This is a genomic window from uncultured Photobacterium sp., from assembly GCF_947039875.1.
In the GTDB taxonomy this organism is placed as follows: Bacteria; Pseudomonadota; Gammaproteobacteria; order Enterobacterales; family Vibrionaceae; genus Photobacterium.
This window is the reverse complement of record NZ_CAMRAN010000025.1, coordinates 41,875-58,710: the sequence shown is the minus strand read 5'-3', so window position 1 is coordinate 58,710 and position 16,836 is coordinate 41,875. Positions and strand designations below refer to the sequence as shown.

Annotated in this window: 9 protein-coding genes, 1 tRNA gene, 2 rRNA genes and 1 riboswitch; of the genes, 7 read left to right on the top strand and 5 right to left on the bottom strand. The window is 40.9% G+C overall.

What is annotated here, in order from left to right; genetic code table 11:
* The first annotated feature begins 125 nt into the window (after positions 1–125).
* From rrf (Q0V26_RS10610) to metA, 4 genes are all read left to right on the top strand, one after another.
* Positions 126–241, top strand: a 5S ribosomal RNA gene (rrf, locus tag Q0V26_RS10610).
* Positions 242–286: 45 nt separating this feature from the next.
* Positions 287–362: transfer RNA gene (locus Q0V26_RS10605), tRNA-Thr, on the top strand.
* A gap of 8 nt (positions 363–370) precedes the next feature.
* A 5S ribosomal RNA gene (rrf, locus tag Q0V26_RS10600) occupies positions 371–486 on the top strand.
* A 211-nt stretch (positions 487–697) separates the two neighbouring features.
* Complete coding sequence (metA, locus tag Q0V26_RS10595) at positions 698–1,636, top strand: homoserine O-succinyltransferase (RefSeq protein ID WP_297481641.1); 939 nt, start codon at positions 698–700, stop codon at positions 1,634–1,636.
* Between the two features lie 55 nt (positions 1,637–1,691).
* On the opposite strand, the gene Q0V26_RS10590 is transcribed toward metA, so the two are convergent.
* Positions 1,692–2,975 (bottom strand): sodium:proton antiporter, encoded by a 1,284-nt coding sequence (locus tag Q0V26_RS10590; RefSeq protein ID WP_297481640.1) that lies wholly within the window; start codon positions 2,973–2,975, stop codon positions 1,692–1,694.
* 178 nt (positions 2,976–3,153) lie between these two features.
* On the opposite strand from Q0V26_RS10590, the gene metH reads away from it, so the two are divergent.
* Entirely contained in the window at positions 3,154–6,825 is a 3,672-nt protein-coding gene (metH, locus tag Q0V26_RS10585; RefSeq protein ID WP_297481638.1) for a methionine synthase, read from the top strand.
* Positions 6,826–6,905: 80 nt separating this feature from the next.
* On the opposite strand, the gene lysC is transcribed toward metH, so the two are convergent.
* Positions 6,906–8,279 carry a lysine-sensitive aspartokinase 3 gene (gene lysC / locus Q0V26_RS10580; protein ID WP_297481636.1) on the bottom strand — a complete coding sequence of 458 codons (1,374 nt, stop codon included), beginning with the start codon at positions 8,277–8,279 and terminating at the stop codon, positions 6,906–6,908.
* 108 nt (positions 8,280–8,387) lie between these two features.
* Positions 8,388–8,569, bottom strand: a riboswitch (Lysine riboswitch).
* A 207-nt stretch (positions 8,570–8,776) separates the two neighbouring features.
* Between lysC and Q0V26_RS10575 the strand changes: the two genes are divergently transcribed.
* Positions 8,777–9,895, top strand: coding sequence for an alanine--glyoxylate aminotransferase family protein (locus tag Q0V26_RS10575; RefSeq protein WP_297481634.1), 1,119 nt, complete (start codon positions 8,777–8,779; stop codon positions 9,893–9,895).
* A gap of 64 nt (positions 9,896–9,959) precedes the next feature.
* Here Q0V26_RS10575 and Q0V26_RS10570 read toward each other — a convergent pair whose 3' ends face one another.
* The 3 genes from Q0V26_RS10570 to galU form a co-directional block, all read right to left on the bottom strand.
* Positions 9,960–11,705 (bottom strand): Wzy polymerase domain-containing protein, encoded by a 1,746-nt coding sequence (locus tag Q0V26_RS10570; RefSeq protein WP_297481632.1) that lies wholly within the window; start codon positions 11,703–11,705, stop codon positions 9,960–9,962.
* Positions 11,706–11,779: 74 nt separating this feature from the next.
* On the bottom strand, positions 11,780–14,608 hold the full coding sequence (gene uvrA / locus Q0V26_RS10565) for an excinuclease ABC subunit UvrA (RefSeq protein WP_297481630.1): 2,829 nt from the start codon (positions 14,606–14,608) through the stop codon (positions 11,780–11,782).
* Positions 14,609–14,748: 140 nt separating this feature from the next.
* Positions 14,749–15,615 carry a UTP--glucose-1-phosphate uridylyltransferase GalU gene (gene galU / locus Q0V26_RS10560; RefSeq protein ID WP_297481628.1) on the bottom strand — a complete coding sequence of 289 codons (867 nt, stop codon included), beginning with the start codon at positions 15,613–15,615 and terminating at the stop codon, positions 14,749–14,751.
* A gap of 636 nt (positions 15,616–16,251) precedes the next feature.
* On the opposite strand from galU, the gene Q0V26_RS10555 reads away from it, so the two are divergent.
* The gene (locus Q0V26_RS10555; protein WP_297481626.1) at positions 16,252–16,812 is read left to right on the top strand and encodes a single-stranded DNA-binding protein; all 561 of its coding nucleotides are present in this window, start codon (positions 16,252–16,254) and stop codon (positions 16,810–16,812) included.
* The last annotated feature ends 24 nt before the right edge of the window (positions 16,813–16,836 follow it).

Here is a 16,836-nt window from a genome sequence, read left to right as displayed (position 1 = left end):
AAGGGGTTTTTCTTCTCAAAGAGAAGAGACGGACTCTACAAACACTTGAATGCGTCTTGAGAACAACTAGTTAGATTTTCCCAGATTGCTATTTATTGTCATGACAATAAATAAACCAGAATTTGCTTGGCGACCATAGCGTTATGGACCCACCTGATCCCATGCCGAACTCAGTAGTGAAACGTAATAGCGCCGATGGTAGTGTGGGGTCTCCCCATGTGAGAGTAGGACATCGCCAGGCTCAAATTTTAGAATTTGCACTTGCAGATTCATAACAGCTTTGTGTGCTGGTATGGCTCAGTTGGTAGAGCGCACCCTTGGTAAGGGTGAGGTCCCCAGTTCGACTCTGGGTACTAGCACCATTTATTTTTTTAGCAACCATAGCACAGCGGTACCACCTGATCCCATGCCGAACTCAGAAGTGAAACGTTGTAGCGCCGATGGTAGTGTGGGGTCTCCCCATGTGAGAGTAGGACATTGCTAAATACCTCTTTAAAACCCAGCCTTCGGCTGGGTTTTTTCATTTCTAGCCTATCAATATTTTTATTCCTTCTAATATTTTTAACTTATTTATTAAAATCACGCTTTAGTATCGGTTAGGATTGTTGAATTTTACTTGCACCAATATTGTTTTTTCTATAGCTTTAACTAGATATCTAGACGGCTAAAGCTGTTTTGGGGTAAGGAGAAAACCAAAGTGCCAATTAAAATACCGGATCGTTTACCTGCAACAGATATTTTAAGAAGTGAAAATATCTTTGTTATGACGGAAGCGCGTGCTGCCAGTCAGGGAATTCGACCACTGAAAGTGTTATTACTAAACTTGATGCCAAAGAAAATTGAGACTGAGACTCAGTTTTTACGCTTACTTTCTAATAGTCCATTACAAGTGGATGTTGAGTTATTACGGATTGATAACCGACCAACAAAAAATACTCCTCAAGAACATTTAGATACCTTTTATCGTCAATTTGAAATGGTGAAAGACCGTAATTTTGATGGTTTGATTGTGACAGGAGCACCACTAGGGTTAGTGCAGTTTGAAGATGTACTGTATTGGGAAGAAATTCAGCTGATTATGAATTGGGCTAAGGATCATGTGACCTCAACATTGTTTGTCTGCTGGGCTGCTCAAGCTGGATTGAAGTTGTTGTATGATTTACCAAAGCGAACACGTAAAGAAAAATTGTCTGGGGTTTATCATCATCGTATCCATGATTGTCACCACCCGGTGTTACGTGGCTTTGATGATACTTTTTTTGCCCCTCATTCTCGTTATGCTGATTTTTCTGCAGATTATCTAAGTAAGCATACTGACTTAGATATTTTAGCGACATCTGATCAAGCAGGGGTTTATTTAGCTGCGACTAAAGATAAGCGTAATGTCTTTGTTACCGGTCATCCTGAATACGATGTTGACACATTGCATCATGAGTATGTTCGTGACAGTGAACAGGGAATGGAACCACCGGTTCCTGTAAATTATTATCCTAATGATGATGTTAACTGCACGCCTGTTGCGAGTTGGCGTAGTCATGGGCATTTGCTTTTTAGTAATTGGCTTAATTATTGTGTTTATCAACAGACACCTTATGATTTGGCGCACTTTTCAGAAGCCAGCTTTACCAAAGATTAATAAAAAGGCCTGCTTAATTAGCTGGCCTTTTTGTTATCTACGTGTGAGGTTGAATTTAATTTTTATTCTGCTTTTCCCACAGTTTGGCTTTTTCTATTAATGAGGTGATAGTTGAACCTTGAATCAAAATAGAGAACACCACTACAGAGTAAGTCATGACTAGGATGATTTCTCTCACATCTATATCTTTTTCTGGAATAACAATAACACCCGCAGGTACAGCCATTGCCATCGCTAGTGCTAGACCACCTCGTAAACCACCCCATGTTAGAATTTTAACTGACATTGGATTGTATTGACGGTAATGGCTAAAGCCAATATAAGGCAGCTTTACACTTAAATAACGGCTTAGTAATACTAGTGGTATTGCAATTGCCATTAGAATCCAGTCTTCTTGGTGAAAGCTAAATTCAAGCATGGTCATACCAATAAGTAAGAATAATAGACTGTTTAGAAATTCATCAACTAATTCCCAGAAGTGATCAAGGTGTTCTTCACTTTCTTTTGAAAATCCAATATAGCGAGTCCAGTTACCGATCATTATGCCAGAGACAACCATGGCAAGTGGGCCAGAGACATGGATGATTTCGGCAAAAGCATAGCCTGCTGTTGGAATACCGATGGTTAATAGTAATTCCATTGAGTGGTCATTAGTCGAGCATATAAGGTAATGAAAGATTAAACCGAGAATGAAACCATAAACAATGCCACCAATTGCTTCTTGTATGAATAATTGGCTGACGCTCAAAACGGTTGGACTTTGATTGCCAAAGGCGATGGTAAATAGCGTCACAAAGATAACTAAACCAAACCCATCATTAAATAATGACTCACCTTCGATTTGGGTCGAAATTCGTCGAGGTGCATTCATTTTTTTTACGATAGCAAGTACAGCAATCGGATCGGTTGGTGAGATCAAAGAACCAAACAGTAAGCAGTAAATAAGATCGAGTTGGATCCCCAGTAACTGACAAATACCCCACAAACTAAAGCCAATAAAAAAGGTTGAAAATAGAGTAGAGCCTAATGCTAAAGTTGTGATTTCCCATTTTTGCTCTTTGAGGTGTGGCAGTTTAATACCAAGCCCACCTGCAAAGAGCAAAAATCCTAAAATCCCTTTTAATAAAAAGTCTTCAAAGTTGATTTTTCCCATCTGGGTCGAAGCAATATCTTCAAGATGAAACCAGCCATTATGGCCTGCAAAAATGATAAGTAATGATAAGATAAGTGAACCAGCCGTAATGGCGATGGTGGTTTGCATTTTACCTATCTTACTGTTTATAAAAGCTATTAACATTGCTGCTGCAGCTAGAAAGCAGAGGGTGTTGTAAACCGACATGCGAAACCTCTAGATTAATTTATTGATTAGATTTAATTGCTTGTGATAGTAAAACCATCAGTTAGTAATGGCTACCGCTTATTAATTTATTTTGCCATTGTACATGTTTAGACGTCTAGATTCCTATTTGAATTGTGATAGGATGTTATCAAGCTGTAATGGATTATAAGGATGTAATGTGGTGTTAAAAAGCAAGGATGTACTGCATAAGCGACTTGAACAGCAGATTTTGATCATTGATGGCGGTATGGGCACCATGATTCAAAGTTATAAGCTTGACGAGCAAGATTACCGTGGCCAACGTTTTAATGATTGGCATGCAGATCTTAAAGGGAATAACGATCTATTAGTATTAACCCAACCACAGCTAATTAAAGATATTCATCTGGAATATTTAGAGGCTGGCGCTGATATTTTAGAAACCAACACCTTTAACGCGACCACCATTGCGATGGCTGATTATGATATGGAAAGCCTCAGTGCCGAAATTAATTTTGCGGCGGCAACGCTTGCCCGTGAGGCGGCAGATGAGTGGACAGCACAAACGCCGAATAAACCCCGATTTGTGGCGGGTGTTTTAGGACCAACGAACCGTACTTGTTCTATTTCCCCTGATGTCAATGATCCTGGTTTTCGTAATGTCACTTTTGATGAGTTGGTGATTGCCTATCGTGAATCGACCCACGCGTTAATCAAAGGTGGTGTTGATATTATTTTGATTGAAACTATTTTTGATACTTTGAATGCTAAAGCCTGTGCTTTTGCGGTCACTGGGGTTTTTGACGAGCTTGGTTATGAGCTTCCGGTGATGATTTCAGGAACCATCACTGATGCCTCTGGACGTACGCTTTCAGGTCAAACTACTGAAGCTTTTTATAATTCTTTGCGCCATGTAAAGCCGATTTCCTTTGGCTTAAATTGCGCCCTCGGTCCTGATGAGTTACGTCAATATGTGGCTGAGTTATCCCGTATTTCAGAGTGTGCTGTTTCCGCTCATCCTAATGCAGGGTTGCCTAATGCGTTTGGTGAATATGATCTTGAAGCTGATGAAATGGCTGAGCATATTAAAGAGTGGGCTCAGCAAGGTTTTTTAAACTTGGTTGGCGGCTGCTGTGGTACGACACCGGAGCATATTCGGCAGATGTATCAAGTAACCAAAAATATTAAACCTCGCGTATTACCTGAGATTAAAATTGCTTGTCGATTATCGGGATTAGAACCACTGACTATTGAGGCTGAAAGTTTATTTGTTAACGTTGGTGAGCGAACCAATGTTACTGGCTCTGCACGTTTTAAACGCTTAATTAAAGATGAACTTTATGATGAAGCACTAGAGGTCGCTCGGCAGCAAGTTGAGGCTGGTGCTCAAATTATTGATATCAACATGGATGAAGGCATGTTGGATGCGCAAGCGGCAATGGTGCGCTTCCTTAATTTGTGTGCGACTGAGCCTGAGATCGCAAAAGTGCCGATTATGGTCGATTCATCAAAGTGGGAGATCATTGAAGCTGGACTGAAATGTGTTCAGGGCAAACCAATAGTTAATTCTATTTCACTCAAAGAAGGTAAAGAGAATTTTATAACTCAAGCTAAGTTGTTACGTCGTTATGGTGCCGCAGTGATTGTGATGGCTTTTGATGAAGAAGGCCAAGCTGATACACGTGAGCGTAAAATTGAAATTTGTACTAATGCTTATCATATCCTGGTTGATGAAGTGGGCTTTCCGCCGGAAGATATTATTTTCGATCCCAATATCTTTGCGGTTGCGACAGGCATAGAAGAACACAATAACTATGCGGTCGATTTTATTGAGGCAGTTGCTGATATTAAACGAACGTTACCTCACGCGATGGTTTCTGGAGGAGTGTCTAATGTCTCGTTTTCATTTCGGGGTAATAATCTGGTTCGAGAAGCTATCCATGCGGTGTTTTTATATTATTGTTTTAAAAATGGCATGGATATGGGGATCGTTAATGCAGGTCAGTTAGCTATTTATGATGATCTGTCTGATGAATTACGTAATGCCGTTGAAGACGTGGTACTTAATCGTCGTGATGATAGTACCGATCGTTTGCTTGATATTGCCGCTAACTATCGTGATAGCGGTGCGGTTGAAGAAGATCGAACTCAGCAAGAATGGCGTAGCTGGCCAGTTGAAAAGCGCTTAGAACATGCGCTGGTTAAAGGCATTACTGAGTTTATTGTTGAAGACACTGAGCTTGCGCGAGCTAATGCAAGCAAGCCATTAGAAGTGATTGAAGGCCCACTAATGGCGGGCATGAATGTCGTTGGTGACTTGTTTGGTGAAGGCAAGATGTTCTTGCCTCAAGTGGTTAAATCCGCTCGCGTTATGAAACAAGCTGTTGCCTATTTAGAACCTTATATCAACGCCGAAAAACAAGCGGGATATACCAACGGTAAAATTTTATTAGCCACAGTAAAAGGCGATGTTCACGATATAGGTAAGAATATCGTTGGAGTGGTACTTCAATGCAATAACTATGAAATTATTGACTTAGGTGTGATGGTATCATGCGATAAAATATTGCAGGTTGCCCAAGAACAAGACGTTGATATTATTGGACTGAGCGGTTTGATCACGCCATCACTTGATGAGATGGTGCATGTTGCCAAAGAAATGCAGCGACGTGGGTTTGAGGTACCATTACTGATTGGTGGCGCCACCACTTCAAAAGCGCATACTGCGGTGAAGATTGAACAAAATTATCAACAGCCAGTGGTGTATGTTTCAAATGCTTCACGCGCTGTAGGGGTTTGCTCGGCATTATTATCTGAGCACCAGAAGCCAGCATTTGTTGAGCGCCTAGCTGTTGAATATGATGTCGTGCGTGAACAACATGCACGTAAAAAGCCACGAACGCCTCCAATTACCTTAGATCAAGCTCGTGCAAATGCGGTTATGCTTGATTGGGAAAATTATACGCCGCCGCAACCAAAACAAGCGGGTGTGCACACCTTTACCGATTTCCCGGTGGCTAAATTACGCCAATATATCGATTGGACACCCTTTTTTATGACATGGTCATTAAGTGGTAAATATCCCACCATTTTACGCCATGAAGTTGTTGGGGTTGAAGCAACCAAGTTATTTAACGACGCTAATAAGATCCTTGATGACATTGAACGTACAGGCATGATCAAAGCTAATGGCGTGTGTGGGTTATTTCCTGCCAATAATATTGGTGATGATATTGAAGTATATACCGATGATACTCGTACTGAAGTACTAACGATATTGCATGGTTTACGCCAACAAACCAAGAAGCCCAAAGGGCCAAATTATTGTTTATCTGATTATATTGCCCCTAAAGAAAGCGGCAAAGCCGATTGGATTGGTGCTTTTGCAGTGACGGGTGGGATTGGTGAATACGATATTGCTGATCAGTTTAAAGCGCAAGGTGATGATTATAATGCAATCATGATTCAGGCGGTGGCAGATCGATTAGCTGAAGCGTTTGCTGAGTGTATGCATCAAATGGTACGTAAACAAATCTGGGGTTATGCCGCTGATGAAGATCTTAATAATGACGATTTGATTCGTGAAAAGTACCAAGGTATTCGTCCAGCTCCTGGGTATGCCGCCTGTCCTGAACATACCGAAAAAGGGGCGATTTGGCAGTTATTGGATGCAGAAGCCAATACTGGCATGGTGTTGACCGAAAGTTATGCCATGTGGCCGGGGGCTGCAGTATCTGGCTGGTATTTCTCACACCCTGATGCGCGCTACTTTGCTGTCGCACAGATCCAGCATGATCAGTTAGCAAGTTATGCTGATCGCAAAGGTTGGGATTTGATCGAAGCTGAAAAGTGGCTTGGGCCTAATTTGTAAAATAATCATTAGGTTAAAATAAAAAAGGCGCAAATATTGCGCCTTTGTTTTATCTTTTTTCTTGTTTGTTTTGATAGTAATTATTCTAAAAGTTGTTGATGCAAGGTTGTTATGACTGATTTAGCATCGGCTTCATTGACTAAAAAGCACAAATTATGTGGACTAGCACCATAACAAATAAGGCGTAAATTATATGCATCAAGTGCGCCAAAGATATGCTTGGCTGAGCCTTTACTGTCACTCATATGATTACCAATCAACGCCACTAACGACAATCCCTGTTCAATATCAACACGGCACAATTGATTTAATTGTTCAACGGCAGCGGAAGGTAATGTAGGGGCACCGCCGCCAGTATCGGTTTGATCGAGCGTTAACGAAACACTGACTTCTGAGGTGGTTATTAAATCGACCGAGATTTTATGTTCTGCCAAAATACGAAACACTTCGGCTAAAAAACCATAAGCTTGAAACATATTAAGACTGGTGAGTGTCACCATAGTCTGATTTCCACGCAATGCTAATGCTCTAAAGAGTGGTGCTTGATTCACGGTTTTTCTGATCCATGTTCCACCTTGTTGCGGCGCTGTTGATGACCCAATAAATACCGGAATCTGGTGACGAATGGCTGGAACCAGTGTTGATGGATGGAGGATCTTAGCACCAAAATTGGCCATTTCAGAGGCTTCACTAAAGCTGATTTCTTTGATCGGTTTTGCTGCAGCTGTAATGCGAGGATCGGTAGTGTACATTCCCGGAACATCGGTCCAGATCTCTAGCGTGGTCGCATCAACGGCTTCTGCAATTAATGCTGCACTATAATCACTGCCACCTCGCCCTAGTGTGGTGGTATTGCCAAGCTCATCACGGCCAATAAAGCCTTGTGAAACCACAATCTGAGTATCGATAAGTGGCACTAAATGTTGTTGAGCTAATTGACGAATAAGTGCTGGCTGTGGAATCGCTTTGCCAAATTGATTATCTGTTCGCATTACATCTCGAATATCAAATCGTATTGCAGTAGCATTCATCTCGACTAAAATTTGGCTAAAAAGGAAAGTTGATAATAGCTCGCCATGACTGACTAATTTATCAGTAAGTTGTGATGATGATGCTATTGCTGCCTGCGCAGAGGCAGAGGCTATATCATCTAATAGTGTATAAATAGCACCACTCACTGCGTGTGGATGCTGAAGTTGATCCAGTATCTGTTGGTGAGTATCGGTTAATTGCTGTAAATGTTGCTGGCGTAAAGTGGTATCACTAATGCCTTTGGCTAAGGCGACTAGTACATTGGTCACACCTGAGCAAGCACTTATTAATACTATTTTGGTGTGTGGATTGGCAATAACTATATTGGCACTGCGACACATTGCGGCATAGTCAGCGACACTGGTGCCACCAAATTTAGCCACAATCACTGGGTTGGTTGTGGCGGTCGAAAGCTTGCTCATTACGGTGTTCTCCCTTGATATCGTAAATACGGCAAAGTAGACTTTTTGCTTCGGAAGAATTCCCGACGTCCATTGTCGAGGAGGTAATAGGCAGTAACGCTGGTGCGGCTACCCAGAAGCTCCCCATCATCGTCAACCTGACTTAGATGACAGCCTGAGAGATTCAACTCTCATAGCCGATATCATCTGCCCCAAACAGGTGATATCTCGGCGTTACTCTCCCTCACAAAATTGATTTAGGGTTGGGCCCTTCAATTTTGCTACCTAGGTAACGCACCTCTTCTGTCGTGAATAATCACTGTTGTTATTGAATAGGAAATCGCCCTTAGTTGTCAATTGTTAAATGATAATTTCTCGATAGTTAACAAAAAGTAGGTGTAAGTAACAAGATCTCAGGTCGTTACTTGCAGCTTTGGCATTGCTCTAATACTCTGTAATAACGATTAATCTTTCCATCACCCTATTGATAATAATCATGATTTAATGGAGTTGAATCTATGCCTATCACCAGTTTTATACCGCCTCAAAGAACACTTATGGGGCCGGGACCCTCTGATATTTATCCACAAGTATTACAAGCACTAAGCCGACCGACAATTGGTCACCTTGATCCGCTATTTATTAAAATGATGGATGAGCTCAAGCAGCTACTACAATATGCATTTCAAACGAAAAATACGTTTACGATTGCGGTGTCAGCGCCGGGCAGTGCGGGGATGGAGGCCTGTTTTGTTAACTTAGTTGAAACCGGAGATAAGGTATTAGTTTGCCGTAATGGTGTATTTGGCGATCGTATGCGAGAGAATGTTGAACGCTGTGGTGGTATTGCCATTATGGTTGATAATGCATGGGGGGAACCTGTATCTCCTGCTTTGGTTGAACAAGCATTACAGACCGATCCTGATATTAAAATTGTTGCTTTTGTACATGCAGAAACGTCAACGGGCGCACTATCTGATGTAAAAACCTTGGCTGAAATTGCACGAAAGTATGGCTGTTTAACCATTGTTGATGCCGTAACATCTTTAGGTGGCGTACCGTTGCTGGTGGATGAGTGGCAACTTGATGCGGTTTACTCTGGTAGTCAGAAGTGTTTATCTTGTGTACCTGGATTATCGCCACTGACGTTTTCCGAGCAAGCTATAAATAAAATTCAGCAACGTAAAACAGCAGTGCAAAGTTGGTTTTTAGATCAAAGTTTAGTGCTGGGGTATTGGAGTGGTGAAGGTAAACGTAGTTATCACCATACTGCGCCTGTTAATAGTTTATACGCTCTACATGAAGCTTTAGTGTTGTTACATAACGAAGGGTTAGAGCAAGCTTGGCAACGACATCAACGGACGCATCTTGAATTAAAGGCTGGACTTGAAGCGCTAGGGATTGAATTTGTGGTTGCAGAGGAATATAGGCTACCTCAGCTTAATGCGGTTTATATTCCAGAAGGTGTCGATGACGCCGCGGTAAGATCGACGTTATTAGAGCGTTATAATCTTGAGATCGGTGCTGGATTAGGCACACTAGCAGGTAAAGCATGGCGGATTGGATTGATGGGTTATGCTGCACGCAGTGAAAATGTCGCTTTGTGTCTTAAAGCGCTTGAAAGCACATTAAAATAAGGATGATGTTAACCATCAATGGTGATCGTGATCGTGATCGCCATTGATGGTGGTTAACATATTATTATTTTGCTGCAGAAGCTGTTGCTGTGGCCGCTCTTGAGAGTGTTATTCCTGGAAATAACTGCTGTGCTTCTGCTGTAACTTGTGCTGCTTGAGCTGTTTTATGTTGATTATTATAGGCCAAAATAAGATTTTGATATAACGCTGGTCGTGGCCATGTGTGGGCTTTTTGGTTAGCCCAAATAATATAATCAGTTACTAATTGAGGTTTATTGGTGGCGATTCCTACTTGTAATTGAGTGAGGTGTAAATCCCATTCAAATCGATCTTGCCATGCCCATGGATTATTCACTTTGACTAAATAATTGATATCAACTGGCTGCGTTGTCTCAAACTTAGTTAGTAACCATCCTGAATATAAGGTGGTTACCATAAAACCGGTCACCATTATTGGTATCGTGATGGCACTGACTTTAAGTGCGAGTATATATTGGGTTTGATAGCGGTGGTATTTGGCGGTGAGATTATCGACCCAGAAGATCAAAATAATAAATATGATCCAATGGGCAAGTGAGTGATAAAAAGGATATTCCAGTTGCGTATGTAACACGATTGGGAAAAATAAGCCAACTAACGCTAACTGAGTACCATTTGGGGCTTTTTTGATACTAGTCATGACCGCTAACGCTGCGATGATTAAGCCCAACAACGGTACAATTCCGCCTTCTACAGCCCAAAAAAGTAATTCATTATGTGGATGATCTAAACTCGGGATCCCTGCGTGTTGATGTGACGGATCACGTTGATGCCACAATGCAGTTTGAGTGATATAAGCGACTTCAAATTTACCATAGCCATAACCTGTTAGAGGCTTAGTGGTAAACATTTCATAAGCTTGTGGTATATGTATTTCTCGTGGACTATCTAATGTGATACGAACATCCTGCGAAAAAGAGCTGTTGGTAGTAGAACTAAATTGCCATGCTAATGCCATGCCTAATAATAACATTAACCCCCACATACGTTGTTGATATCTTGCTGCAAAGCGAAACAAGTAAGGCAGCATTAATAATGAGCCTATACTTGCACCTAACCAACCTGTGCGTGAGTTAAGTACCACCAATAAAGGAATAGTCATAACGGGAACAGCTAATATGATTAGATGCTGCCATGCCCATTTACCTCTATAGCGAGATAAGCGCGCTAATAGATAAGCGGCAATAACTAGTCCCGTGGCTAAGAAACTCGCCATCACATTGGGTTGTTGAAAGATACCGTAAGGGCGGTTAGCAATAACGTCATAACCAAAACGGTTGTGGGTTGATAATCCTAAAAATTGATACCATCCAAAAGCTGCTTCGATCAATACCGCAATCGTGATAAACCATAATAGTCGTTGACGTTGATTATGAGTAAAAACAAACTGTTGTAAGCTAACGAAAAATAGAAAACCAGCCCAGAGGGTAAGTAAGCGATTGGAAACGGCAAAGCCATTGGTATCAGGATAAAAAATGGGAAGTGACAGTAGAAGACAGCTACCAAATAAAATTAACGTCATACGAGAATAACGCCATATTTTTTGACGGCAAATCTCTAACAGACCGCAACCAATAGCAAAGCTAAATGGAATCCAAGCACTGGCATTAAAAGACAGCTCAAGTCCTGAACCGCCAGGATTGTGTTGAAAGTAGTGCGTTGCAACGATAAAAAATACGCCAATGCTGGCTAAGAATAATCGTACTAAAGGTAAAGGTTTAGACATTCGTTTCTGTTCTAATTTCGTACCTTGAAGTTGTAACACTGACATGGTGAGTCCTGAGTAAAAAGCAAACAGGCTGACTATTGCCAACCTGTTTGATAGGGCTTAATTACACTTTACAATTAGATGTTAAGTAGAGGTTTAAGAAACCTTGCTGTATGGGAGCCTGCAACAAGTGCAACTTGTTCTGGAGTACCTGTTGCGATTATTTCACCGCCACCATTACCGCCTTCAGGACCGAGATCTATCACCCAATCAGCGGTTTTTATTACATCGAGATTATGTTCGATAACCACGATGGTATTGCCGCGATCACGTAGCTTGTGTAGCACCGTTAATAACTGCTGTATATCGTGGAAGTGTAAGCCTGTTGTAGGTTCATCTAAAATATATAAGGTTTTACCTGTATCACGTTTAGATAACTCTTTAGCAAGTTTAACCCGCTGTGCTTCACCACCTGATAAGGTTGTTGCTGCTTGTCCGAGGCGAATATACGATAAACCGACATCGATTAATGTCTTCAATTTTCGTGCAATTGCTGGAACGGGTTCAAAGAACTGATGTGCATCTTCAACGGTAAGCTGTAAAACTTCATCAATACTTTTGCCTTTGTAGCGCACTTCTAATGTTTCACGGTTATAGCGTTTACCTTTACACGCATCACAAGGAACATAAACGTCAGGTAAAAAGTGCATTTCAACTTTGATAACACCATCACCTTGGCACGCTTCGCAGCGTCCACCGCGAACGTTAAAGCTAAAACGACCAGGCTTATAACCGCGAGAGCGGGCTTCTTGTGTTCCTGCAAATAATTCACGAATAGGGGTAAAAATGCCCGTATAAGTAGCGGGATTTGAACGAGGTGTACGGCCTATTGGGCTTTGATCAATATCGATCACTTTATCAAAATGTTCTAGATCTTGAATTTCTTTATAGGGAGCTGGTGTACCTGTTGTGGCACCATTGAGTCGCTGGTGAGCGATCTTAAAGAAAGTATCATTGATCAAGGTTGATTTACCTGATCCCGAAACACCCGTGATGCAGGTTAGTAATCCAACTGGAATTTCGACGTTAACATCTTTAAGATTATTACCGCTGGCTCCTAAAAGTTTGACTGTTTTTGCGGGATCAAATGGTACTCGTTGTGCTGGAATTGCAATTGCTTTTTTACCGCTAAGGTATTGTCCTGTTAATGATTTTTTGGACTTTAATATATCTTTAACACTACCTTCGGCAATAATTTCGCCCCCATGAACACCGGCACCTGGACCGATATCAATCACATAATCAGCCGCTCGAATAGCGTCTTCATCATGCTCAACCACAATCACGGTATTACCAAGATCACGTAGATGAATTAGGGTTTTTAATAACCGTTCATTATCACGCTGGTGGAGACCAATTGAGGGTTCATCAAGGACATACATCACGCCCATTAATCCAGCACCAATTTGGCTTGCGAGTCGAATACGCTGAGCTTCACCACCTGAAAGGGTATCGGCACTGCGAGATAAACTGAGGTAGTTGAGACCAACATTGATTAAGAAACTTAAACGCTCATTGATTTCTTTGAGAATTTTAGCAGCAATCTGAGCTCGTTGGCCTGTTAATGCTAAGCTATCAAAGAAAGCGGATGCTTCACTAATGCTCATATCACAAATATGTGGCAGGTTGGTTTCACCAATAAAAACGTGACGTGCTTCTTGGCGTAGGCGAGAACCATGGCAGCTAGCACAAGGCTTAGTCGATACAAATTTAGCCAGTTCTTCACGGACAGAATTTGATTCTGTTTCGTGATAACGGCGTTCCATATTATTTAAAATACCTTCAAATGGGTGCCGACGAACGGTAATATCACCACGATCATTAATGTACTTAAATTCAATATCGGTAGTACCAGAACCATTTAAAATCAGTGTTTGAATTTTTTTAGGTAAAGTATCGAAAGGTGCTTCAACATCAAATTTAAAATGTTCAGCTAATGATTTGAGCATTTGAAAATAGTAAAAATTACGTTTATCCCAGCCACGAATTGCACCACCCGCTAAACTGAGTTCACCATTTTGGACCACGCGTTCAGGATCAAAATATTGTTGAACCCCTAAACCATCACAAGTGCCACAAGCCCCCGCTGGGTTATTAAACGAAAATAATCGCGGCTCAAGCTCTTGCATACTGTAGCCACAATGTGGACAGGCAAAATTAGCCGAAAAGACCTGTTCTGAAGTATCGCCAGCTGTCATGGGGGCAATAATTACCGTGCCACCAGAAAGCTCCAATGCTGTTTCAAACGATTCTGCTAACCGTAATTGCAGATCATCACGTACTTTGAATCGATCAACAACGACTTCAATGGTGTGTTTTTTATGGAGTTCTAACGTTGGTGGATCGGAAAGATCACACACATCACCGTCAATACGCGCTCGAATGTAACCTTGAGCGGCAAGGTTGGCGAGAGTTTTGACATGTTCGCCTTTGCGCTCTTTTACTATTGGCGCAAGTAGCATCAGTTTACTGCCTTCGTCCATAGCAAGTACCTGATCAACCATTTGACTAACGGTTTGTGCGGCAAGAGTAACATTGTGGGTTGGACAGCGAGGCTCACCTACGCGTGCATAAAGCAAACGTAAATAATCATATATTTCAGTTATTGTACCGACGGTAGAGCGGGGGTTATGTGAGGTTGATTTTTGTTCAATGGAAATAGCAGGTGATAAGCCTTCAATATGATCAACGTCAGGTTTTTCCATTAACGATAGAAATTGACGAGCATAAGCCGACAGTGATTCGACATAGCGCCGTTGACCTTCGGCATATAAAGTATCAAATGCTAAAGATGATTTTCCCGAACCTGATAAGCCCGTGATAACTACGAGCTTGTCGCGAGGAATGGAAATATTGATATTTTTGAGATTATGGGTGCGCGCACCCTGTACTTCTATGTAATCCATACCTATCACTATTGTTTTGCTTAATTGTTAGTGAGTAGTATTTCATAGCCGGATTTAATGAGCAAAAGATACTGAATAAAAACACAGTAACGATAAAGAAATCCCGCTACAGAGCGGGATTTCTTAAATATAGAGACGACTTACTTCTTGCTAGTTTGTTGCTGTGCCAGCTTAGAAGATTGGTCTTTTTTGTAAATATTTTCATAGCAGTAGTTTGTTGCTTCGATGTAACCATCAACACTACCACAGTCAAAACGCTTACCTTTAAATTTGTATGCTAATACACAACCAGATTGTGCTTGTTTTAGTAGAGCATCAGTGATTTGGATCTCACCGCCTTTACCGGGTTCTGTTTCTTCGATGATGTCAAAAATATCAGGTGTTAGAATGTAACGACCGATAATTGCAAGGTTACTTGGCGCAGTGCCTGGCTCTGGTTTCTCTACCATGTTATCAACACGAAATAGATCATCACGAATCATTTGACCTGCAATCACACCGTATTTATGTGTGTCTTCTTCTGGAACTTCTTCAACAGCAACAATTGAACAACGGAATTGCTTATAAAGTGCGGCCATTTGAGCCAATACGCCTTGCTCTTCGTTTACACAAAGGTCATCAGCAAGTACAACAGCGAAAGGTTCATTACCGACTAACTCACGACCCATAAGGATAGCGTGACCTAGGCCTTTCATTTCACCTTGGCGAATATAAGTAAAGTGAGCTGAATCAATTACACGGCGGATATCAAATAAAAGTTCCTCTTTATTGGTACCGCTAATTTGATGCTCTAGCTCGTAGTTTTTATCAAAGTGATCCATCAAAGTATTTTTACCACGACCAGTAACGATACACATACCGTTCATGCCTGCCTGGATCGCTTCCTCAACACCATATTCAATTAGAGGTTTGTTTACGATAGGCATCATTTCTTTTGGCATTGATTTTGTTGCTGGAAGAAAACGAGTGCCGTAGCCTGCTGCTGGAAATAGACATTTCTTGATCATAGTGTTTCCTAGATTTAATGTAATTGATAATGTGCGAGTGCAGATTGAAACCTATCTGCTAATTTCGTTTTTGAGAATTAACAAAACAATAATCGTTATTGTTTTGTTAACGCTAAAATAAATCAGGTGTTAATGTTAGAGATTTTAAACTATAAATCAACTTAATATCATTCTTAGACTCACAAAATATATTTATGATATTTTATTGTTTATAAAAGTTATAACCTTATTTTTATTATATTCATGTAGTATTTATTTGTTTTTAATATAATTAGATTTGACTATAATATTTAAGTCAATAAATTACTTTATGACTAAATAAACTTAGCAAATATTTATATAATAACAATTTTTTATATTGTTAACTGTACCATTGTTCTATATTTAAAATGGTTTTAAAGTGTCATAAAAATGACAGTTTTATTCATTGAATTTCGATATGGAAAGAGTGATATAGACGGCGCTTATAATTTCGTTGTTATCTATATTGTATTTGACATGGATAATTGCGCCCTCAGCCATACTTTGGCGCTATGCCTTAGCCTTGCTGGCATGATAAACTGTAAGATTAAGTATAAACTTTCACTAAGCGGCTATGAATACCTAAAACCGTCGCTATCAGCTTTGGAGTGAACTATGGCCAGTCGTGGCGTAAATAAAGTTATCTTAATCGGTAACTTAGGAAATGATCCAGAAATTCGTTACATGCCTAGCGGTGGTGCAGTAGCTAACATTACTATTGCAACCTCTGAATCTTGGCGTGATAAGTCTACCGGTGAGCAACGTGAAAAAACTGAATGGCATCGTGTAGCATTGTTTGGCAAATTAGCAGAAGTCGCTGGTGAGTATCTACGTAAAGGTTCACAAGTGTACATCGAAGGCCAATTACAAACCCGTAAATGGCAAAACCAACAAGGGCAAGATCAATACACAACTGAAGTGGTTGTTCAAGGGTTTAACGGTGTGATGCAAATGTTAGGCGGCCGTAATGGCGGTCAAGGTGCACCAATGGGTGGTCAACAACAGCAGAATCAAGGTAACTGGGGACAGCCTCAACAACCTGCTGCTGCGCCACAGCAAAATTACGCACCACAACAGCAAGCTCAGCAACAACAATCGGCGCCACAACAGCCACAACAGCCACAACAGCAATATAATGAACCACCAATGGATTTTGACGACGATATCCCGTTCTAGCTCTTATATAATTTAAAAGTGTAA